Annotated in this window: 18 protein-coding genes; 12 read left to right on the forward strand and 6 right to left on the reverse strand. The window is 60.6% G+C overall.

Annotation, left to right across the window (positions count from 1 at the left end):
- Window positions 1-202 precede the first annotated feature (202 nt).
- The 6 genes from recC to ACIOYV_RS31225 all read left to right on the forward strand — a co-directional run bounded on the left by recC (window position 203) and on the right by ACIOYV_RS31225 (window position 11,916).
- A complete protein-coding gene (gene recC / locus ACIOYV_RS31200) occupies window positions 203-3,655 on the forward strand; it encodes an exodeoxyribonuclease V subunit gamma (RefSeq protein ID WP_401330025.1) in 3,453 nt (1,150 codons plus the stop codon).
- Entirely contained in the window at window positions 3,652-7,341 is a 3,690-nt protein-coding gene (gene recB / locus ACIOYV_RS31205) for an exodeoxyribonuclease V subunit beta (RefSeq protein ID WP_401330028.1), read from the forward strand. The genes recC and recB overlap by 4 nt, the downstream gene beginning before the upstream one ends.
- Window positions 7,338-9,434: an exodeoxyribonuclease V subunit alpha gene (gene recD / locus ACIOYV_RS31210; protein WP_401330031.1), complete on the forward strand. Its 2,097-nt coding sequence runs from the start codon at window positions 7,338-7,340 to the stop codon at window positions 9,432-9,434. Before recB ends, recD begins: the two co-directional genes overlap by 4 nt.
- A gap of 132 nt (window positions 9,435-9,566) precedes the next feature.
- The gene (locus tag ACIOYV_RS31215) at window positions 9,567-10,142 is read left to right on the forward strand and encodes a YfiR family protein (protein ID WP_054616207.1); all 576 of its coding nucleotides are present in this window, start codon (window positions 9,567-9,569) and stop codon (window positions 10,140-10,142) included.
- Entirely contained in the window at window positions 10,139-11,407 is a 1,269-nt protein-coding gene (locus ACIOYV_RS31220) for a diguanylate cyclase domain-containing protein (RefSeq protein WP_054050176.1), read from the forward strand. Before ACIOYV_RS31215 ends, ACIOYV_RS31220 begins: the two co-directional genes overlap by 4 nt.
- 56 nt (window positions 11,408-11,463) lie before the next feature.
- Entirely contained in the window at window positions 11,464-11,916 is a 453-nt protein-coding gene (locus ACIOYV_RS31225) for an OmpA family protein (protein ID WP_152981063.1), read from the forward strand.
- Here the strand turns inward: ACIOYV_RS31225 and ACIOYV_RS31230 are convergent.
- Window positions 11,913-12,860, reverse strand: a complete 948-nt coding sequence (locus ACIOYV_RS31230) for a LysR family transcriptional regulator (RefSeq protein ID WP_401330036.1) — start codon at window positions 12,858-12,860, stop codon at window positions 11,913-11,915. The genes ACIOYV_RS31225 and ACIOYV_RS31230 overlap by 4 nt on opposite strands.
- Before the next feature lie 149 nt (window positions 12,861-13,009).
- Here ACIOYV_RS31230 and ACIOYV_RS31235 point away from each other — a divergent pair, with 149 nt between their 5' ends.
- Together ACIOYV_RS31235 and mmsB are read left to right on the forward strand one after the other, a co-directional pair.
- The gene (locus tag ACIOYV_RS31235) at window positions 13,010-14,536 is read left to right on the forward strand and encodes a CoA-acylating methylmalonate-semialdehyde dehydrogenase (RefSeq protein WP_401330038.1); all 1,527 of its coding nucleotides are present in this window, start codon (window positions 13,010-13,012) and stop codon (window positions 14,534-14,536) included.
- A gap of 10 nt (window positions 14,537-14,546) precedes the next feature.
- A complete protein-coding gene (gene mmsB, locus ACIOYV_RS31240; RefSeq protein WP_265042933.1) occupies window positions 14,547-15,434 on the forward strand; it encodes a 3-hydroxyisobutyrate dehydrogenase in 888 nt (295 codons plus the stop codon).
- Window positions 15,435-15,614: 180 nt separating this feature from the next.
- Here mmsB and ACIOYV_RS31245 read toward each other — a convergent pair whose 3' ends face one another.
- From ACIOYV_RS31245 to ACIOYV_RS31260, 4 genes are all read right to left on the reverse strand, one after another.
- Window positions 15,615-15,959, reverse strand: a complete 345-nt coding sequence (locus ACIOYV_RS31245; RefSeq protein WP_401330041.1) for a cupin domain-containing protein — start codon at window positions 15,957-15,959, stop codon at window positions 15,615-15,617.
- A gap of 91 nt (window positions 15,960-16,050) precedes the next feature.
- Window positions 16,051-16,440 (reverse strand): MerR family transcriptional regulator, encoded by a 390-nt coding sequence (locus ACIOYV_RS31250; protein WP_054616202.1) that lies wholly within the window; start codon window positions 16,438-16,440, stop codon window positions 16,051-16,053.
- A gap of 48 nt (window positions 16,441-16,488) precedes the next feature.
- Window positions 16,489-17,064: an NAD(P)H-dependent oxidoreductase gene (locus ACIOYV_RS31255; protein WP_401330044.1), complete on the reverse strand. Its 576-nt coding sequence runs from the start codon at window positions 17,062-17,064 to the stop codon at window positions 16,489-16,491.
- 45 nt (window positions 17,065-17,109) lie between these two features.
- Complete coding sequence (locus ACIOYV_RS31260; protein WP_401330047.1) at window positions 17,110-17,994, reverse strand: LysR substrate-binding domain-containing protein; 885 nt, start codon at window positions 17,992-17,994, stop codon at window positions 17,110-17,112.
- Between the two features lie 230 nt (window positions 17,995-18,224).
- Here ACIOYV_RS31260 and ACIOYV_RS31265 point away from each other — a divergent pair, with 230 nt between their 5' ends.
- Window positions 18,225-18,989, forward strand: a complete 765-nt coding sequence (locus ACIOYV_RS31265; protein ID WP_401330050.1) for a sulfite exporter TauE/SafE family protein — start codon at window positions 18,225-18,227, stop codon at window positions 18,987-18,989.
- On the opposite strand, the gene ACIOYV_RS31270 is transcribed toward ACIOYV_RS31265, so the two are convergent.
- Window positions 18,979-19,293 carry a putative quinol monooxygenase gene (locus tag ACIOYV_RS31270; RefSeq protein WP_054050153.1) on the reverse strand — a complete coding sequence of 105 codons (315 nt, stop codon included), beginning with the start codon at window positions 19,291-19,293 and terminating at the stop codon, window positions 18,979-18,981. The two genes, ACIOYV_RS31265 and ACIOYV_RS31270, sit on opposite strands and share 11 nt — an antisense overlap.
- A 161-nt stretch (window positions 19,294-19,454) precedes the next feature.
- Here ACIOYV_RS31270 and ACIOYV_RS31275 point away from each other — a divergent pair, with 161 nt between their 5' ends.
- The 3 genes from ACIOYV_RS31275 (at window position 19,455) to ACIOYV_RS31285 (ending at window position 22,186) form a co-directional block, all read left to right on the forward strand.
- Window positions 19,455-20,045 (forward strand): NAD(P)H-dependent oxidoreductase, encoded by a 591-nt coding sequence (locus ACIOYV_RS31275; protein WP_401330054.1) that lies wholly within the window; start codon window positions 19,455-19,457, stop codon window positions 20,043-20,045.
- A 232-nt stretch (window positions 20,046-20,277) separates the two neighbouring features.
- Window positions 20,278-21,189 carry a LysR substrate-binding domain-containing protein gene (locus tag ACIOYV_RS31280; protein ID WP_401330057.1) on the forward strand — a complete coding sequence of 304 codons (912 nt, stop codon included), beginning with the start codon at window positions 20,278-20,280 and terminating at the stop codon, window positions 21,187-21,189.
- Between the two features lie 103 nt (window positions 21,190-21,292).
- Window positions 21,293-22,186: an NAD-dependent epimerase/dehydratase family protein gene (locus ACIOYV_RS31285; protein WP_401330060.1), complete on the forward strand. Its 894-nt coding sequence runs from the start codon at window positions 21,293-21,295 to the stop codon at window positions 22,184-22,186.
- Window positions 22,187-22,334: the final 148 nt, after the last annotated feature.

Consider the following 22,334-nt stretch of genomic DNA (forward strand, 5'->3'; position numbering starts at 1 on the left):
ATGGTAGTGTGGGGTTTCCCCATGTGAGAGTAGGTCATCGTCAAGATTAAATTCCGAAACCCCTATCTGCGTATGCAGGTAGGGGTTTTGTTTTGTCCGCAGGAAAGTTCGTACAGCACCATCAGACGGCTCCTGGCTGTCACAGTCTCGCGACAGTGCTAAGGTTCGGCCCTAGCTTTTGTATTTTTCCAAGGAAGCCTTTATGCCGGACGCTGCGTCCCTCAATGCTGGTTTTATGGTGGTTCAAAGCAACAGTCTGGATGAACTGCGTAGCCTGGTGATCAGCGTAATGCGGCACTACCCACTGGCGCCCTTGGAAAATGAAATAGCCTTGGTACAGAGCAACGGCATTGCTCAATGGCTGAAGCTCGCACTGGCCGAAGACCCTGAAGACGATGATATGGGCGGCTGTGGCATCGCGGCGGCAATCGATGTGCAATTACCCGGCAGCTTCATGTGGCAACTCTATCGCATGGTCTTGGGCCGGGATGAAATTCCGGTCAAATCCCTGCTCGATAAAGCCCCGTTGACCTGGCGTCTGATGCGCCTGCTGCCGCAGTTAATCGACCAGCCGCATTTCGAACCCTTGCAACGATTCCTTACCCACGACACTGATTTGCGTAAACGCTATCAATTGTCCGAGCGTCTGGCGGATCTGTTCGACCAATATCAGGTATACCGGGCCGACTGGCTTGAGGATTGGGCTGAAGGCCGACATCAATTACGCAATGGCAGAGGCGAAGCCAAGGCCCTGACCCCGGCGAATTGCTGGCAGGCAGAGCTATGGCGTGCGCTGCTGCTGGATGTGGGGGAACAAGGCATGGCCCAAAGCCGTGCTGGCGTCCATCAACGGTTTATTGAACGTATCAACAGTCTCGACGAAGCGCCTGGTGGATTACCGTCCCGAGTGATCGTTTTTGGGATTTCTTCGCTGCCCGCCCAAGCACTGGAAGCACTCGCCGGACTGGCTCGATTCAGCCAGGTCTTGCTTTGCGTCCACAACCCATGTCGTTACCATTGGGCTGACATCGTCGCCGATAAAGACCTGTTGCGGCACCAATACAAACGCCAGGCCCGTAAAAGCGGGATGCCGGTTGTCCTCGATCCGCAAACCCTTCACCAACACGCTCATCCTCTATTGGCCGCATGGGGCAAACAGGGGCGGGACTACATCAACCTGCTCGACAGCTATGACGATCCCGGCAGCTATCGTGCGGCATTTCGCGGTGGTCGCATCGACCTGTTCAGCGACAGCCAACCACAAAACATGCTCAATCAGCTGCAAGACGACATCCTTGAGCTGCGTCCTTTAAACGAGACCCGAGAGCATTGGCCTGCCGTCGATTTGCAAAACGACAAATCGATCCGTTTTCACATTGCCCATAGTGCCCAGCGGGAAGTGGAAATCCTTCACGATCAGTTGCTCGAGCGCTTCAGCGCTAGCCCGGATTTAAGACCTCGCGATGTAATCGTGATGGTGCCGGACATCGACAGCTACGCTCCGCATATCCGCGCGGTATTCGGCCAGCTGGAGCGCAATGACCCGCGCTTTATTCCCTTCACTCTGGCAGACCAGGGCCAGCGCGGCCGCGATCCTCTGTTGATCGCTGTCGAACACCTGCTCAAGCTGCCTGACAGTCGCTTTCCGGTCAGCGAGATTCTCGACCTGCTGGACGTCCCCGCACTCCGGGCTCGCTTTGGCGTAGAAGAACCTGATCTGCCGACCCTGCACCGCTGGATCGAAGGTGCCGGTATACGCTGGGGCATGAATGCCGAACAACGAGCCGCCCTCGGTCTGCCGCAAGAGCTTGAGCAAAACAGCTGGCGTTTCGGCCTGCGACGCATGCTGCTCGGTTATGCGGTGGGCAGCGCCAATGCCTGCGAAGGTATTGAGCCTTACGACGAGATCGGTGGGTTGGATGCCGCGCTCATCGGTCCTTTGGTTGCCCTGCTGGATGCACTGGAAATCGCGCACCAGGAACTCACACAACCGGCTCCGCCCAAGCAATGGGGCGTGCGGTTGCAAGGGTTGGTTCAGCTGTTTTTCAAGGCCAGCAACGAGCACGACGACTACTTGCTGGCTCAGCTCGAAGAACTGCGCGAAACCTGGCTCGACACCTGCGAATCCGTGGGATTGCAGGACGAGTTACCGCTGACAGTCGTGCGCGAGGCGTGGCTGGCCGGTCTCGATCAGGGCCGCTTGTCCAAGCGTTTCCTGGCCGGCGCCGTCAACTTCTGCACCTTGATGCCCATGCGCGCGATCCCGTTCAAACTGGTGTGTCTGCTCGGTATGAATGACGGCGATTATCCTCGCGCCCAACCGCCGCTGGACTTCGACCTGATGGGCAGTGACTACCGCCCCGGCGATCGCTCCCGGCGCGAAGATGACCGCTACCTCCTGCTGGAAGCACTGCTGTCGGCACGCAATCAACTTTATATCAGCTGGGTAGGCCGGAGCATTCGCGATAACAGCGAGCGTCCTGCGTCGGTGTTGATTGGCCAGTTACGCGACCATCTCGCCAGCGGTTGGCGGTTGGACGACCACGCCGATGAGCTGCTTGAAGCAATGACGCAAGAACACCCCTTGCAACCTTTCAGTGCCCGCTACTTCCACGAAGGCGATGCGCTGTTCAGCTACGCCAGCGAATGGCAGGTGCTTCATCAGTCCAATGAGCAAACGACTGATATCGAGATTCTCGAACCCTACATTCAGGACGAACCCCTGGGCCTGGGGCAATTGCAGGATTTCCTGCGCAACCCCGTACGACATTTCTTCAGCCAGCGGCTCAAGGTGTTCTTTGAAGCGGCTGAAGTGCCGTTGGCCGATGAAGAACCTTTCGTCCTCGACGCGCTGCAACGCTACAGCCTCAGCGACAGTTTGCTTGAGGCGGCATTGAGCCAACTGGACAGCTCCGATCAGGCATTGGAAGCTCAAGCCATCCGCCTGCAAAACAGTGGCCTGTTGCCTATGGCCGGTTTCGGTGAATGCCTTCAACGCGAGTTGATCGAACCGTTGCCGGACTTGGTGCAACGCTATCAACAACTCTTGGCGTTATGGCCGACGCCACTGACCAGCGCGTTGCCGGTGAATCTGGAACTGCACGGTTTGCGTCTTGAAGGCTGGCTCAGTGGCCTGCACGAACGCGCAGACGCGGGCATGCTGTCGATCACCACGATCCCCAACAGCATCGGCTCGATCAAGACCCGCAAGTGGCATCGACTGACACGACCGTGGGTCAACCATCTGGTCGCCTGCGCCAGCGGCTTGTCGATGACCACCGCGCTGGTCGCCTCCGACGACACTCTGCTGCTGGAACCGTTGCAGAAGGAGGCCGCGCTACAAATCCTCGGTAACCTGCTGCTGGCCTGGCAAGCGGGCATGCGCCAACCGCTGCCGATCGCGGTAAAAACTGCCTTCGCCTGGCTCGGTCAAAGCGACCCGGTGAAAGCCGAAGCCGCTGCACGAAAAGCCTACGAAGGTGACGGCCAGACCACCGACGGCGAGCGTCGTGAAAGCCCGGCCCTCGCCCGACAATACGCGGATTACGACAGCCTGATCGCCGATGAAACCTTCCCCGGCTGGTGCGACGCTTTGTACCGGCCACTGCTCGAAGCCCCTTGGCGTTCACTGACCAGCGAAGGCGCGCGCTCATGACCACGAAGACACCGTTGGCCCTGGCGTTCCCCCTGCGCGGCAGCCAGTTGATCGAAGCCAGTGCCGGCACCGGCAAGACCTTCACTATCTCCGCCCTATATCTGCGTCTGGTCCTGGGCCACGGCGGCGAGTCGAGTGGTTTCGGGCGTGAATTGCTGCCGCCGCAAATTCTCGTCGTGACCTTCACCGATGCCGCCACCAAAGAACTGCGCGAGCGTATTCGCACCCGTCTGGCCGAAGCTGCGCGGTTCTTCCGGGATGAGATCCCGGCGCCCGATAGCCTGATTGCAGATTTGCGAGACCAGTTCCTTCCGGAGCAATGGTCCGGCTGCGCAAACCGCCTGGACATCGCTGCTCAATGGATGGACGAAGCGGCCGTCTCGACCATCCACAGTTGGTGTCAGCGCATGCTGCGCGAGCACGCGTTCGACAGCGGCAGTCTGTTCACCCAAACCCTGGAAACCGATCACAGCGATCTACTGGGCGAAGTCCTGCGCGATTACTGGCGGCTGTTCTGCTACCCGATGCAAGGCGATGCGCTGAACTGGGTTCGCGCCAATTGGGGCGGCCCCGCAGCGTTGCTGCCGCGAGTGCGTGGTTTGTTCGCCAGCGAGCGCGATAGCGTCGAGGGCAAAGAACCCGCCGAACTCATCGCCGAGTGTCTGCACGAACGGCGCACAGCCCTGCTTGAACTCAAAATGCCATGGCGCCAATGGGCAGACGAATTGCTCGCGATCTGTCATCAAGGCGTGGCGAGCAAAAGCGTCGACGGGCGCAAAATGCAGGCGCGCTATTTCGAGCCTTGGTTCGAAAAACTCAAGGCCTGGGCCGAAGACGAATCCCTCGAACAGCTGGACATCGGCACCGGATTCAGCCGACTAACCCCTGACGGCATGGCCGAAGCCTGGAAGGGTGAAGCACCCCGTCATCCCGGTCTGGATGCGATGCCTGGCCTCAAGGTCAGTCTCGATGGTTTGCCGACGCCTGATGCGGCCGTTCTGCAGCACGCGGCCCAGTGGGTTGGTGCACGTTTCGAAGAGGAAAAACGGCGCCGCGCAGAAATGGGCTTCGATGACATGTTGCTGCGCCTCGACGCAGCCTTGCAGTCCGACGGCGGTGAGCGCCTGGCGACCCTGATTCGCGAGCAATTCCCGGTGGCGTTGATCGACGAATTCCAGGACACCGACCCGGTGCAGTACCGCATCTTCGAAAGCATTTATCGCATCGAAGACAACAACCCCGAGTGCGGCCTGTTCCTGATCGGTGACCCGAAACAGGCGATCTACGCCTTCCGCGGCGCCGACATCTACACTTACCTGCGGGCCCGTCAGGCCACCACCGGCCGCTTGCATACGCTGGGCACCAACTTCCGCTCCAGCCATGGCATGGTCAATGCGGTGAACCATGTTTTCGAGCGTGCCGAGTCGCGTGAAACCGGACGCGGTGCGTTCCTCTTTCGCGAGAAAAATGGCGATAACCCCGTACCGTTCCTGCCCGTCGAATCCCAAGGGCGCAAAGAGGTTTTGCAAATCGATGGCCAGAATGTTCCGGCGCTGAACATCTGGCATCTGCCTGCCGAGCAGCCGCTGTCCGGCGTGGTGTACCGACAACAATTGGCCGCAGCCTGCGCCAGTCAAATCACCGCGTTACTTAACGGCGGGCAGCAAGGCCGGGCAGGTTTCATACAGGACGGCAAAGACTTCAGAGGCCTGCTACCGGCGGACATCGCGATTCTGGTGCGCGACGGCAAAGAGGCCCAGGCAGTGCGTGGCGAACTGTCCGCTCGTGGTGTGCGCAGCGTTTATCTCTCGGACAAGGACTCGGTGTTCGCCGCCCAGGAAGCGCATGACCTGCTGACCTGGCTCAAGGCCTGCGCCGAGCCTGACGTCGAGCGTCCACTGCGAGCCGCGTTGGCCTGCATCACGTTGAACCTCTCGCTGGCTGAACTGGAGCGACTGAATCAGGACGAACTGGCCTGGGAAGCGAGGGTCATGCAGTTCCGCCGTTATCGCGAGATCTGGCGCAAGCAAGGCGTACTACCGATGCTGCGACGCTTGCTGCACGACTTCCAGTTGCCCCAGGCATTGATCACCCGCAGCGACGGCGAGCGTGTCTTGACCAACCTGCTGCATCTCTCCGAGTTGCTGCAGCAGGCGGCCGCCGAACTCGATGGCGAACAAGCGCTGATCCGGCATTTGTCCGAGCATCTGGCGCTGTCCGGCCAGGCGGGTGAAGAACAAATCCTGCGCCTGGAAAGCGACGAACAATTGGTCAAGGTTGTGACCATTCACAAGTCCAAGGGCCTTGAGTATCCGTTGGTGTTCCTGCCCTTTATCTGCTCGGCGAAACCGGTGGATGGCAGTCGTTTGCCGCTGCATTACCACGACGCCACGGGCAAGGCGCAGGTGACGTTGAAATCGACACCCGAGTTGATCGCCCTGGCCGATGACGAGCGTCTGGCCGAGGATTTGCGATTGCTCTATGTGGCACTGACCCGCGCGCAACACGCGTGCTGGCTCGGTGTGACTGACCTCAAACGCGGCAATAACAACAGCTCGGTGCTGCATTTATCGGCATTGGGTTATCTGTTGGGCGGTGGCGCGGCATTGGCCGAGTCCGCCGGCCTGAAGCGTTGGCTGGAAGACCTGCAGCAGGATTGTCCGGCACTCAGTTATAGCGAGATGCCTGAGGCGACTGCCGAGCACTACCATCCGCCGCGTAACGAAGCGACCTTGCTCGCGCCGTTGCTTCCCAAACGCAAGGCCAGCGAAAACTGGTGGATTGCCTCCTATAGCGCCTTGCGCATTGGCGACAGCATGAGCGTGGGCACTGACGAAGCGCCGGAGAGCCCGCAAGCGCAAAAGCTGTTCGATGATGAACGTCTAGATCCCGAGGCACCACGGGAAGTGGTGACCGGCGGCGCGGATATTCACCGCTTTCCCCGTGGCCCGAATCCCGGCACCTTTCTCCATGGTTTACTGGAGTGGGCCGGTGACGAAGGCTTCAGCGCAACGCCGAAAGCCGTGGAAGACGCGGTTGGCCGGCGCTGCAATCGGCGTGGCTGGGAAGGCTGGATCGTTACGTTGAGCGACTGGTTGCAGCACCTGCTCAAGTCACCGTTGCACATCGGTGGCGGACAGCCGCCGGTGGTCTTCGAGCAACTGACCCAGTACCGGGTCGAGATGGAGTTCTGGTTCGCCAGTCACAAGGTCGACGTGCTCAAGCTCGATGAACTGGTGCGCCAACACACCCACAACGGCGTGGCCCGCGTGGCCGCCGAACCGGTGCTGCTCAATGGCATGTTCAAGGGCTTCATCGACCTGACGTTCGAACACGACGGTCGCTACTACGTCGCCGACTACAAATCCAACTGGCTTGGCGTTGATGACGCGGCCTACACCGAGCAGGCCATGGAGCAGTCAATCCTCGATAACCGCTACGACCTGCAATACGTGTTGTACCTGTTGGCCCTGCATCGCCAGCTCAAGGCACGGCTGCCAGATTACGATTACGACCGGCATGTCGGCGGTGCGTTGTACCTGTTCTTGCGCGGTACGCGAGCCGCCAGCCAAGGCGTGTATTTTGCCCGTCCGCCACGGGAATTGATCGAGCGTCTGGATCGTATGTTCCAAGGTAAGCCGGAACCCAAGGCTGAGCCCGCCTGGGAACAGGGAGAACTGCTATGAGCCGCACCTTCGCCGATTTGTTGCCCACGCCATTGGCGGCGGAAAGCCTGGCCGACCTGGCGCCGTTAACTCGCGCCGACGATCTTTTGCTGTTGCTCACCCGCTGGGTCGAACGCGGTTGGCTGCGGGCGCTGGACAAGGCCTTCGTTGCCTTTCTCCATGAACTCGCTCCCGATGATGATCCGCTGGTGTTGCTGGCCGCAGCGTTGACCAGTCACCAACTCGGCCACGGGCACGTGTGCCTGGACCTGTTCGAGACGCTCAAGGCGCCGGACTTCGCCCTGTCGTTGCCCCCCGAAGGCGATGTGCAAAGCGGCGCGATGTTGCTGCCGTCGCAATTGCTGGAAGCGCTGGACGGCGCGCATTGGTGCAAGGTGCTGGCCGCCAGCAGTCTGGTGGCGCTGGCAGTGGATGGGCGTGAGGCAGCTCAGCATCGGCCGTTGGTGCTGTCGGGCAAACGCCTGTACTTGCGCCGCTACTGGGCTTACGAACGGCGCATCGACAATGCCCTGCGTCAGCGCCTGTCAGAACATGAAGCGACACCGGCGGATTTGCTCCAGCGCCTGACCGGTTTGTTTGGCCCCGCCAAGCCGGGCGAGGTGATCGACTGGCAAAAACTTGCCTGTGCCCTGGCCACCCGCAGTGCTTTCAGTATCGTCACCGGCGGCCCGGGGACCGGCAAGACCACCACCGTGGTGCGCTTGCTGGCGTTGCTCCAGGCACCGGCCGTGGAGGCTGGCAAACCGCTGCGTATTCGTCTGGCCGCGCCTACCGGCAAGGCTGCCGCGCGACTGACGGAATCCATCAGTCAGCAAGTACAAACCCTGACCGTTGCCGAAGCGGTGCGCGACAAGATTCCGTCCGACGTCACCACTGTGCACCGTCTGCTGGGCAGTCGGCCCGGCACCCGACATTTCCGTCACCACGCCGGTAATCGCTTGCCGCTGGATGTGTTGGTGGTCGATGAAGCGTCGATGATCGACCTGGAGATGATGGCCAACTTGCTCGACGCGTTGCCGGCCCATGCGCGTCTGGTATTGCTCGGTGACAAAGACCAACTGGCATCCGTGGAGGCGGGCGCCGTGCTGGGGGATTTGTGTCGCGACGCCGAGGCCGGTTGGTACAGCCCGCAGACCCGCCAGTGGCTGGAGACCGTCAGCGGTGAAAGCCTTGAAGCCAGCGGTTTGCACGAGGACACCGACGGCACTCATCCCTTGGCTCAGCAAGTGGTGATGCTGCGTCATTCCCGCCGATTCGGCGAAGGTAGCGGCATTGGCCAGTTAGCCCGCTGCGTCAATCAACAACTCCCCGATGAAGCGCGCAAGCTCCTGGCCGAACGCAGCTTTAAAGACGTGTTTTCCCTGCCCCTCAAAGGTGAGCAGGACCAAGCGCTGGAGCGTTTGCTGCTCGACGGCCATAACGACGGGCCCCACGGTTATCGGCATTACCTGAGTCTGCTGCGCAAGCAGCGGCCGCCTCTCGACAGCAGCCTCGATGATCCACGCTGGACCGAGTGGGCGCGGCAGGTGCTGAATGCTTTCGACACCTTCCAGTTGTTGTGCGCCGTGCGCAAAGGGCCGTGGGGCGTGGAAGGCCTGAACCAGCGAGTGACTGACTCCTTGCTCAAGGCGCGGCTGATCGACAGCGACCAGCAATGGTACGAAGGGCGGCCAGTGTTGATGACTCGCAACGATTACGGCCTGGGCTTGATGAACGGTGACATCGGCATTGCGCTCAAGCTACCGGAGCGCGACGGCCCTGAGGCTGGCAAGCATGTGCTGCGTGTCGCGTTCCCGCGCAACGACGGCCAGGGCGGTGTGCGCTTTGTGCTGCCGAGCCGGCTCAATGATGTCGAGACGGTGTACGCGATGACGGTGCATAAATCCCAGGGTTCGGAATTTGCCCACACCGCGTTGATCCTGCCGGACGCCCTGAACCCGGTGTTGACCAAGGAGCTGATCTACACCGGAATCACCCGGGCCAAGGACTGGTTCACCCTGATCGAACCTCGTGCCGGGGTGTTCGAGGAGGCGGTGCAACGCAAAGTTAAGCGCTTGAGCGGGCTGATGCTGGAACTGGAGGAGGGCGTTTAGTTTAGCCCTTTATATGCCAATCGGTTGACGACGTAAATCTGTCTGAAACGCCCGGTTTTACAGGCTCGCGGGCGTTTCGGTGCTGTGCTATCGTTGCGGCACTATTCCGTTGAATCCGAAGAGAATCCCTGCATGAAGTTGGCTGTCCGGGCGACAGAGAGCGTTATCGGCTGCAAGCGAATATTGCTTGTCGGCCTGCTCTGGTTGCTGGCCGGAATCGCATTCGCTCAGCCTGAAACCGCCGTCGGTATGGCTGACCAACGGGCGAAAGCGGTCACGCAGGTAGTGCTCGGGATTCTCAGTTATGCCCGCTGGCCTGTCGAACCCGCGCAGTTACGCCTGTGCGTGGTGGGCCCGACCGAATACACCGACGACCTGGTCAAGGGCTCGACCCAGGCCACCGGCCGTCCTGTCACTGTACGACGCCTGCTGGCCGACAATCCGGCGATTGTCGGCGAGTGCGATGCGGTCTACATCGGCAAGTTGACCGCCGATGAGCGCAGCCGCTTGTTCGCCTCGTTGATCGGTCAACCGGTGTTGAGCATCAGCGAAAGCAGCGATCAGTGCACCGTCGGCAGTCTTTTCTGTCTGCGGGTCAGCGACGATCAAGTGTCCTTCGAGGTCAACCTCGACTCCGTCGCCCGCAGTGGCGTACGCATTCACCCGAGCGTGTTGCAACTGTCGCGCCGTAAGCCGGCGGCGCCATGAGTCTATTCAAACCGGATACTCGCCCCACGTTGCGCTCCGTCATCGGTCGCGGCCATTTGATCGTCGCCCTGGTTGGCGTGGCCATGGCCAGCGTGTCGCTGACCTTGCTCGGGGTGCTGGCGTTGCGGGTGTATGCCGATCACAACCTGCACCTGATCGCGCGCTCGATCAATTACACCGTGGAAGCGGCGGTGGTGTTCAACGACAAGGCCGCTGCCACCGAAGCGCTGGCGTTGATCGCGTCCACCGAAGAAGTCGCCGATGCCCAGGTGCATGATACGCAGGGTGCTTTACTCGCGCGTTGGCAGCGACCGGAAACCGGATTGCTCTCCGACCTGGAAATGCAGATCGCCAAGGCCTTCCTGGAAGAACCCATCAACATGCCCATCGTCCATCAGGGCCAGGAAATCGGCAGCATCCAGCTCACCGGTCACGGCGGCAGCCTGATGCGCTTTTTGCTCAGTGGCCTGATGGGCATCGTGGTGTGCACGGCCATCAGTGCCTGGGTCGCACTGTATCTGGCGCGCCGGCAACTTCGCGCAATCACCCGCCCACTGCGCAGTCTGGCTTTCGTGGCTCACGCCGCGCGCAGCGAACGGGCCTTCGACCAGCGTGTGCCGCCCGCCGCCATCGCCGAACTGGATAACCTGGGCAACGACTTCAATGCCTTGCTCGATGAACTCGAATCCTGGCAGACCCATCTGCAAAGCGAGAATGAAACCCTGGCTCACCAGGCCAGCCATGACAGCCTCACCGGTTTGCCGAACCGGGCGTTTTTCGAAGGACGGCTGATTCGTGCGCTGCGCAACGCGCACAAGCTCAACGAGCGCGTGGCCGTGCTGTTTCTCGACAGCGACCGGTTCAAGGAAATCAACGACAACTTCGGCCATGCCGCCGGCGATGCGGTGCTGGTAGCGGTGGCCACACGGGTTCGTGCGCAATTGCGCGAAGAAGACCTGGTGGCGCGCCTGGGCGGCGATGAGTTTGCCGTGCTGCTGACGCCGCTGCACAAGAACGAAGATGCCGAGCGGATCGCCGACAAAATCATTGCCAGCATGGAAGTGCCGATCACGTTGCCGGGCAACACTACGGTGTTGACCTCACTCAGTATCGGCATCGCCGTCTATCCCGATCACGGTGCCACTCCGGGCGCCTTGCTCAACGCTGCCGATGCGGCGATGTATCAAGCCAAGCGCCTGTCGCGAGGCGCACAGCACACGGCCGGGTCGGAGCACCCCGTCGTTCACGTTCAAACCAGGAGCTAATTTCTGTGTTCTCACTGCCTCAGCGTTCCCTGCGATTTTTCACCATCACTCTGTTCATGGCTTTATTGACATTGACCGGGTGCCAAACCGCACCACAAAAAGGCCTGACCCCGGCGCAGGTCGCGGTGCTCAAGCAACAAGGCTTCGAATTGACCGATGACGGCTGGGCCTTTGGCCTGTCCGGCAAAGTACTGTTTGGCAGTGATGTCGAAAGCCTGAATCCGCAAAGTACTGAAATCGTCCAGCGCATTGGCAAGTCTTTGGTAGGCATCGGGATCGAGCGAGTGCGCGTCGATGGCCACACCGACGGGTCCGGTAAAGAGTCTTACAACCAACAACTGTCCCTGCGTCGCGCAAAAAGCGTCGGCAAGGTCTTGGCCGCTGTCGGGATGAAAGAAGAGAACATCAAGCTGCAAGGGCTCGGCAGCACGGAGCCGGTAGCGTCCAACGACACACCGGCCGGCCGCACCGAGAATCGCCGGGTGTCGATCGTGGTCATCGCCGACTAGTCGGCGAACACCATCTCCCGAGTCTCCCCCATCAACAGGCTCTGATTCTGCTCAGTCACTTCGCGGATGTAATCCCACAACAGGGTGATCCGCTTGAGCTTCCTCAGATCCTCGCGGCAGTACATCCAGAACTGCCGGGTGATGTTGATCTCCGCCGGCAATACCGGCAGCAATCGCGGATCCTGGGCCGCCAGGAAGCACGGCAGAATCGCCAGCGACCGCCCCTGTTGCGCCGCCACGAACTGCGCGATCACGCTGGTGCTGCGCAGATTTGCACTGGCGCCAGGCAGGACGTTCGCCAAGTAGAGCAGCTCCGAACTGAAGGCCAGATCGTCCACATAACTGATGAATGAATGCTTGCCCAAGTCGGCCGGGCGGCGGATCGGTGGGTGTTTGTCGAGGTAGTCCTGGGTCGCGTACAGCTGCAATTTGTAGTCGCAGAGTTTGCAGCAGACGTACGGCCCGTGTTCCGGGCGTTCCAGGGCGATGACGATGTCTGCCTCGCGCTTGGACAGGCTGATGAAGTGCGGCAGCGGCAGGATGTCCACCGAGATGGCCGGGTAGGCGTCGACGAAGTGGCTCAACTGCGGGGTGATGAAGAAACTGCCGAAGCCTTCGGTGCAGCCCATGCGCACGTGCCCGGACAGCGCGACGCCGGAGCCGGAAACCTGCTCGCAGGCCATGTGCAGCGTGCTTTCAATCGACTCGGCGTAACCCAGCAATCGCTGACCCTCGGCGGTCAGGACGAAGCCGCTGGTCCGGGACTTTTCGAACAGCAATGTGCCCAGCGCCGCTTCCAGCGAACTGATGCGTCGCGACACGGTGGTGTAGTCCACCGCCAGGCGCTTGGCCGCGGTGCTGGCCTTGCGGGTGCGGGCGACTTCGAGGAAAAACTTGAGGTCATCCCAGTTCAGCGAACCTAAAGATGTGATGTTTTTTTGCATGTTGGACCGGCTTTTATGTGCGTTCTTATTAGAAGTTTGCACATCTATACTCCAAAAACAGTCCGACAACCAATTCGCGACACACGCCTCATCTCAAGGCGACTTACACGCCTTGGCTCCCTGCATAACAATAAGTATTGGAGACCAGCATGAACGCATCGCTCACGCCTAACGAAACCACCGTCCAGAACGTCAAGCTGTTGATCGACGGCGAGTGGATCGAGTCCCAGACCACCGAATGGCACGACATCATCAACCCGGCGACCCAGCAAGTGCTGGCCAAGGTTCCGTTTGCCACCACGCAGGAAGTCGACGCCGCGATCAGCGCTGCGCATCGCGCCTTCCAGACCTGGAAGTTGACGCCGATCGGCGCGCGGATGCGCATCATGCTCAAGCTTCAGGCGCTGATTCGTGAACACTCCAAACGCATTGCCGTGGTGCTGAGTGCCGAGCAGGGCAAAACCATCGCTGACGCTGAAGGCGACATTTTCCGTGGCCTGGAAGTGGTCGAGCACGCGTGCTCCATCGGCACCCTGCAAATGGGCGAGTTCGCCGAGAACGTGGCGGGCGGCGTCGACACTTACACCCTGCGCCAGCCCATCGGCGTTTGCGCCGGCATCACCCCGTTCAACTTCCCGGCGATGATTCCGCTGTGGATGTTCCCGATGGCCATCGCCTGCGGCAACACCTTCGTGCTCAAGCCGTCCGAACAGGACCCGATGTCAACCATGCTGCTGGTGGAACTGGCGATCGAGGCCGGTGTTCCGGCGGGCGTGCTTAACGTGGTTCACGGCGGCAAGGACGTGGTGGACGCGCTCTGCACTCACAAGGACATCAAGGCGGTTTCCTTCGTCGGTTCGACCGCCGTCGGAACGCACGTCTACGACCTGGCCGGCAAACACGGCAAACGCGTGCAATCGATGATGGGCGCGAAGAACCACGCCGTGGTGCTGCCGGACGCCAATCGCGAACAAACCCTCAATGCCCTGGTTGGCGCCGGTTTCGGTGCGGCCGGTCAGCGTTGCATGGCCACTTCGGTGGTGGTGCTGGTGGGCGCGGCCAAGCAATGGCTGCCGGACCTGAAAGCGCTGGCGCAGAAGCTCAAAGTGAACGCGGGTAGTGAGGCGGGCACCGATGTCGGCCCGGTGATCTCGAAAAAGGCCAAGGCGCGGATTCTCGATCTGATCGAAAGCGGCATCAAGGAAGGCGCCAAACTGGAACTGGATGGTCGCGAGATCAGCGTTCCGGGCTTCGAGAAAGGCAACTTTGTCGGCCCGACCCTGTTCTCCGGTGTGACCACCGAGATGCAGATCTACACCCAGGAAATCTTCGGCCCGGTGCTGGTGGTGCTGGAAGTCGACACCCTCGATCAGGCGATTGCCCTGGTCAACGCCAACCCGTTCGGCAACGGCACGGGCCTGTTCACCCAGAGCGGTGCGGCGGCGCGTAAATTCCAGAGCGAAATCGACGTCGGCCAGGTCGGTATCAACATCCCGATTCCGGTGCCGGTGCCGTTCTTCAGCTTCACCGGTTCCCGTGGCTCGAAACTCGGCGACCTCGGCCCGTATGGCAAGCAAGTGGTGCAGTTCTACACTCAGACCAAGACTGTCACCAGTCGCTGGTTCGATGACGACAGCGTCAACGACGGTGTGAACACCACCATCAACTTGCGTTAAGGAGCCGGACATGAAAATCGCTTTTATCGGTCTCGGCAACATGGGCGCGCCGATGGCGCGCAACCTGATCAAGGCTGGCCATTCGCTGAACCTGGTCGACCTGAACAAAACCGTGCTGGCCGAACTGGAGCAGCTGGGCGGTAGCATCAGCGCTACGGCGCGGGAAGCGGCACAAGGCGCAGAACTGGTGATCACCATGCTGCCCGCCGCTGTGCATGTGCGCAGCGTGTGGCTCGGTGAGGATGGCGTGCTCGCTGGTATCGGCAAAGGCGTGCCAGCGGTTGATTGCAGCACTATTGATCCGCAAACTGCGCGCGACGTGGCGGCGGCTGCGGCCAAGCAAGGCGTGGCCATGGCCGATGCACCGGTTTCTGGCGGCACTGGCGGTGCGGCGGCCGGGACGCTGACTTTTATGGTCGGCGCTACGCCTGAACTGTTCGCCACTCTGCAACCGGTGTTGGCGCAGATGGGCCGTAACATCGTGCATTGCGGCGAAGTCGGCACCGGGCAGATCGCCAAGATCTGCAACAACCTGTTGCTGGCGATCTCGATGGTGGGCGTCAGTGAAGCCATGGCCTTGGGCGATGCGCTGGGGATCGACACCGGCGTGTTGGCCGGGATCATCAACAGCTCGACCGGGCGTTGCTGGAGTTCGGAGATGTACAACCCGTGGCCGGGCATCGTCGAAACGGCGCCGGCCTCGCGTGGCTACACCGGCGGTTTCGGTGCCGAACTGATGCTCAAGGATCTGGGGCTGGCGACGGAAGCGGCCCGTCAGGCGCACCAACCGGTGGTGCTCGGCGCGGTGGCGCAGCAGTTGTATCAGGCGATGAGCCAGCGTGGGGAGGGTGGCAAGGACTTCTCGGCGATCATCAACAGCTATCGCAAACCCCAGTAAAACCCTTCATATCAGGCTGAACCCCTGTGGGAGCGAGCTTGCTCGCGATGAGGCCGGTACATTCAACATTGATGTTGATTGACCCACCGCCATCGCGAGCAAGCTCGCTCCCACAGGTACTGCATGAACCTCTCGATATTTACCGGGAATCACGTCGGGTGATTTCCCGGTTTTTTTGCATCAGGCAAACACAAAATACTTACGCACAGTCTCAACCACTTCCCACGTGCCTCTCATCCCCGGCTCGATGACGAAGATATCCCCGGCGCGCAGGTGGATCGGCTCTTTGCCTTCTGGGGTGATGATGCAGTAGCCCTCGCGGAAATCGCAGTATTCCCACTTCACGTATTCCACGTACCACTTGCCGGGCGTGCAGATCCAGGTGCCCATGATCTTGCTGCCGTCTTCGCTGGTGTAGGCGTTGAGGTTGACGGTGTGCGGGTCGCCTTCGAGTTTCTCCCATTTGCAGGCGTCGAGCACCGGCAGCGGGTGAGTGTCGCGAAGAACGGTGATAGGTGCGGTCATGTGGACTCCGGGCAAGCAGGCTGAAGAACTGAAGTCGCCACCCTATAGCGCCCGTTCCCCCGTCAGTTGTCTGTGCTCGACATCGACCTGCTCAGAAACGCGCGCCGGCCTCAAAGTTTTCCAGCGGACAATCGATCCTGGCGTGTTCGAGGCTGGCTTCAAATTCGATCAATTGCGCTTGCTGCTGCGACAGCGCGGCAATTTGTTCGTTGATCTCTCGCTTCTTGGCCGCAATGGCCTGTTGCGCCCTTTGTAACGGCGTCGCCGCGCCTTGATGCCCGGCGAAGATCGCCTGCAATTCCTTGAGCCGGAAACCCAATTGCTGAGCGCATTTGATAAAGATCAGCAGGTCGACGCTTTGCTGGTCGTAGACCCGGTAGTTGCCCAGACGTTGGGCGGCCGGCAGCAAGCCGATCGACTCGTAATGGCGGATGCTCTTGATGGTGGTGCCTGAACGTTGCGCGGCCTGGCCGATGTACATGAAAAGTCCCTTTTTGCCGAAGTACAGTCAGGCGCATTATCGGCAGACTCAACGGCTGGCGATAGCCTGGGCTTGCAGCAACCAGGCTTCGCGCTGGCGGGCGCTGGAGCCGAGAATCGGGCCGAAGGTGAGCGTGCGCTTGGGTTCGATACCGCAAAAGGCCAGGGTGGTTTTACGGATCTGATGCAGCCCGGGCATGCGATACACCCAGCGGTAATACCAGGGTGGCGTGTCCATGGTGACCAGCAAGTGCGCGCTGCGACCACGCAGGAGTTTATCGGGGAAGGCTTTGCCTTCGCGGTACTTGAAGGCAAACCCCGGCAGGAACACCCGATCAAAAAAGCCCTTGAGCAACGCCGGAATTCCGCCCCACCAGATCGGATAAATCAGCGTCAGGTGTTCGGCCCACAGGATGTCGGCCTGCGCGTGGCGCAGATCGGCTTCCAAGGGTTGGATTTGCTGGTAACCCTCACGCAGGACCGGGTCGAAATCCAGTTGTCCGAGAAATAATTGCCGCACCTCATGCCCGGCGCGCAACGCTGACTGCGCATAGCGTTCGGCAAGCGCAGCGCAAAAACTGCTACTCGACGGATGGCCGAGAATCACCAGGATTTTTTTGCCCATCGTCTGCGTCCTTGAAGATCAAACCCCAAGGATAAAGTCTGCCCCTCAGGGGAGAGTCAAGGCGTGCAACAGGGCTTGGGCATAGCCGGGCAACGCAGTGAAGTCCCGTGCGCACAGCAGCAATTTGCGCTGAGCCCAAGGCTCCTTGAGGGCGACACATTTGAACGGCTGCTGCGCCGAGCCACGTTCAACCGCCGCCAACGGCACGATTGCCAGTCCGGCACCTCGAGCCACCATGCGCATCACGCCATCGAAACCGTCGGCGCGGATGCGTATTTGCATGCGCAGGCCGGCGTGCAGGGCTTGTTCTTCCAGATACACCGCCAACGCGCTGTTGGCGCCGAGGCCGACGTAGTCGTGGTGCAAGGTGTCACTGAAACTGACTTCGCTGGCGTCGGCCAAAGGGTGGTCATTGGGCAGGATCAGTACCAGCGGATCGTCGCGAAACGCTTGGGTCTGTAGGTCGCCGGTGTCCACTGCGTCGGACACAATACCCAGGTCGGCAGCTCCCTGGCGCAGGGCGTGGGTGATGCGGGTGCTGGGCAGTTCTTGCAGGTCGATGTCGAGGTTCGGATGCTCGCGCAGGAAGTCCGCGAGCAACTCCGGCAGGTATTCGGTGATCGCCGTGGTGTTGCACAGCAACCGCACCTGGCCTTTGACGCCTTTGGCGTAGTCGGCGAGGTCTTGCTGCATGCGTTCGGCTTGTTGCAGCAGCACCCTGGCGTGTTGCGCCAAGGCTTTACCGGCGGGTGTTGGCGTGACGCCGCGACGGCCTCGCTCAAGAAAATCGATGCCCAGTGAGGCTTCCATGGCACGGATGCGTGCGCTCGCGGCGGCCAGGGACAGATGCGTCCGACCGGCGCCGGCGGTGATGTTGCCGGTGTCGAGGATGTTGAGGTAAAGGCGCAGGTCGGTGAGGTCGAAGTGCATCGTGGCAGCCTTTGAAGGTGTGTTGTCTGGGCGGGCCTCTTCGCGGGCAAGCCTCGCTCCTACATTGGATTTGCGGCATTCCGTTGGATCTGCGGCATTCCCTGTAGGAGCGAGGCTCGCCCGCGAAGGCGTCATCAGCCACGACGAAGTCTTTAGCCTATCGCAAAACAAGAGGCACCCTCAGTATATGGCAGATTTCCAACCCCACCGCCCGGGCGCAGGATAGCCCCATGAATACTCTCGCCGCTTTCTACCAAAACCTTGGCCTGGCCTTGTCGATACTGGTCATCGCCACATTCCTCCTGGCCGGCATGATCAAGGGCGTAATCGGTCTCGGCCTGCCAACCATCGCGATGGGCCTGCTCTGTCTGGCTATGGTGCCGTCGCAGGCTGCCGCCCTGTTGATCATCCCGGCAACCCTGACCAACGTCTGGCAACTGGCGTTCGGTGGCCACTTGCAAGGGCTGATCAAACGCCTGTGGCCCATGCTGCTGGCGATTTTCCTCGGCACCGGTGCTGGCACGCTGTGGATCGGCATGGCCGGCGGTCATTGGGTGGTGCGGGGATTGGGCGCGGCGTTGTTGCTGTACGCCTTGAGCGGTCTGTTTCTGCCGACCTTGCGGGTGGGCAGTCGCTCTGAGCGTTGGCTCGGACCGGTGTGCGGCGTGCTGACGGGCGTGATCACCTCGGCCACCGGTGTGTTCGTGATTCCGGCGGTGCCGTACCTGCAAGCGCTGGGTTTGAACAAGGATGAACTGGTGCAGGCGCTGGGCCTTTCGTTCACTGTTTCGACCCTGGCGCTCGCCGCCGGCCTGTTCTGGCGCGGTGCCCTAGGCGGTGGCGAGCTGAGTGCTTCGCTGCTGGCGCTGATCCCGGCGGTGCTCGGCATGTTGCTCGGGCAATGGTTGCGTCAGCGGATCAGCGCCGTACTGTTCAAGCGCGTGTTCTTCATTGGCCTCGGCGTGCTCGGCGGCCACTTGCTGATCAGCGGCTAGCCGACGACGGGCTGAGCATGTCGATGGCGCGGATGTCGAAATCCCGCTCCAGATAGTCCATGCGCTGATCGCGGAACAGCTTCATGTGCGGCAGGTTCGAGTGCACGTCCAGATCCGCCTGGGACGCCCAGATCTCATAAAAGATAAACAGCGTCGGGTCCTGCTTGTCGCGCAGCATGTGGTACTCGATGCAACCGGGTTCGGCGCGGCTTGGCTCGACATAGGCGCGAAAGAACGCTTCGAAAGCCTCGGCTTTTTCCGGTCGGGTCTTGGCCATCAGGATGAAACCTTGCACTTCACTCATCGAAATCTCCATCGAAGTTAAGAATCGGCGCAAGTCTATGGCAACAATCGCCTATCGATTCGTGCGTATTGGTCAAATGAATTTTGTGAATTCAGCGCTTATTCCGCGCGAGGCGGATCGCTACTCTGCCGCCATCGAATTCCAACCTTCCGAGACCTCCCATGAAAAAAGTCCTGTTGCTCAATGGCGGCAAAAAGTTTGCCCACTCTGATGGCCGCTATAACACCACCCTGCACGACACCGCACTCAGCGTGCTGGATCGCGGTGGCCTGGACGTGAAGACCACATTCATCGACGAGGGCTATGACCTCGCGGAAGAAGTCGCCAAGTTCGTGTGGGCCGACGTGATCATTTACCAGATGCCGGGCTGGTGGATGGGCGCGCCGTGGACCGTGAAGAAGTACATCGACGAAGTCTTTACCGAAGGCCACGGCAGCCTCTACGCCAGCGATGGCCGCACCCGTTCCGATGCGTCGCAAAAGTACGGCAGCGGCGGTTTGTTGCAGGGCAAGCAATACATGTTGTCCCTGACCTGGAACGCCCCGCAGCAAGCCTTCGACGACCCGACCGACTTCTTCGAAGCCAAAGGCGTGGACGCGGTGTACTTCCCGTTCCACAAGGCCAACACCTTCCTCGGCATGACCGGTTTGCCGACCTTCCTGTGCGTGGACGTGATGAAGCGCCCGGACATCGAAGGCGATGTGAAGCGGTACGAGCAGCATTTGACTGAGGTGTTTGGCCTCAAGGTCTGACAGTCAGCTACTATCGAAAGTTGGAGTCTGTGGCGAGGTAGCTTTTGTGGCGAGGGGGCTTGCCCCCGTTGGGCTGCGAAGCGGCCCTAAACCAGCACCGCAATGTTGCTTGATATACCGCATGCACAGGTTTCGCGACTGCTGCGCAGCCGAACGGGGGCAAGCCCCCTCGCCACAGTAAGCCCCTCATTCCAAGGGACTTGCCGCAGCAATATTCGATAAGAGGAATTCAGTGAAAGCCAGATCCGATGAGTTGCAGATTTTCGTCTGCGTGATTGAATGCGGGTCGATTTCTGCTGCGGCCGAGCAGGTCGGGCAGACGCCGTCGGCGGTCAGCCGCACGTTGTCGCGCCTGGAAGCCAAGCTCGACACCACGCTGATCAACCGCACCACACGACGCATGGACCTGACCGAAGAGGGCAAGTATTTCTTCGAACACGCCAAGCGGATTCTCGATCAGATGGAGGAGCTCGAAGAGCGCCTCAACTCCCGTCAGCAAACCCCGTCCGGACGCCTGCGGATCAACGCGGCGTCGCCGTTCATGCTGCACGCCATCGTGCCGTACATCGATGAGTTCCGCGGTCTCTACCCGGACATCCAGCTCGAACTCAACAGCAACGACCTGATCATTGACCTGCTGGAACAAAGCACCGACATCGCCATCCGCATTGGCACGCTCGCGGATTCGACCTTGCACGCGCGCTCCCTGGGTTGCAGTCCGCTGCACATCGTCGCCAGCCCGGCTTATCTGGAGCAACACGGCACACCCGCCGCCGTGGCCGATCTCAACGATCACACACTGATCGGCTTCACCCAGAACGAAGGCCTCAACCAATGGCCGCTGCGGCATGTGCACGGCGATCGCTGGCCGATCAACGCGGCGATCAACGCCTCCAGCGGTGAGACCGTGCGGCACTTGGCGCTGGCAGGCCAAGGCATCGCGTGCCTGTCGGATTTCATGACCAATGATGACCTGCGCGCCGGGCGCCTCAAGGCTGTGCTGGCGGACTTCAACAGTGGTTATCGCCAACCGATCAACGCCGTGTACTACCGCAACTCGCAGTTGGCCCTGCGCATCCAGTGCTTCCTGGATTTCATCCAGGGCAAATTGGCGGTATACGCGAACTCGGATTTCAAAGGCTGATTCGTGATCCCTGCGCAAGAGTGAATTGGGCCACCGGGGATTTTTCGACACGGATCGGTCGTTGATACTCGTTGCATCACTTATTAACGCAGGGAGTTTCTCCATGAACGTATTCGTTACCGGCGCTGCCGGTTTTATCGGCGGCTCGATCGCCACGGGCCTGGTCCAGGCCGGCCATAACGTCACCGGTCTGGTGCGCAGCGCCGAACAAGCCAATGAACTGACCGCGCTGGGCATCACCCCAGTGATCGGCACCCTCGATGACAGCGCACTGCTGGCCGACCAGGCCCGCGCCGCCGACGCCGTGATCAACGCCGCCAGCAGCGACCATCGCGCCGCAGTAGAAGCTTTGCTCAATGCGCTTCGCGGCTCCAACAAAGTGTTCCTGCACACCAGCGGTTCGAGCATCGTCGGTGACGCATCGAGTGGTAAATCCAGCGACGTCATCTACTACGAAGACAACCTGCCGGAACCCACCGTCGACAAGGCTGCCCGTGTGGCCATCGACAACCTGATCCTCGCGGCAGCGAAGGACGGTGTGAATTCGGCCGTCATCTGCAACACCCTGATCTACGGCAACAGCCTCGGCGTCAAACGCGACAGCGTGCAGTTGCCGCGTCTGCTGAAACAGGCGCGCAAAAGCGGTGTGGTCCGTCACGTCGGCACCGGCCAGAACATCTGGTCCAACGTGCACATCGAAGACGTCGTCGCCCTGTACTTGCTGGCACTGACCAAAAACATCCCGGGCACGTTCTACTTCGTTGAAAGCGGTGAATCGTCGTTTATCGAGATGACCACCGCCATGGCGAAAGCCCTGGACCTCGGCGAGCCGCAAGACTGGCCGCTGAAAGACGCCGAAGCCGAGTGGGGTTATGAAATGGCCAACTATGGCTTGGGTTCCAACAGCCGGGTGCGCGGCAAACATGCCCGTGAACTGCTGGGCTGGGCGCCGAAACGTACTTCGGTGACCGAGTGGATCTTGCACGAAATGGTGTGATGTAAACACCCGCTGATTCTTTTACAAGTTTCAGAACAAATTAGCCCGCCGATGAGCAATATGTTCCTCGGCGGGCTTTTTTGTGCCGGATGAAATGATATTTTTCATGTCGTTCAAGTCCCCGTAAACAGGGGAGGTTAAAGAGTTA

The sequence above is a fragment of the Pseudomonas sp. NPDC087342 genome, from assembly GCF_044744265.1.
Classification (GTDB): Bacteria; Pseudomonadota; Gammaproteobacteria; order Pseudomonadales; family Pseudomonadaceae; genus Aquipseudomonas; species Aquipseudomonas nunensis.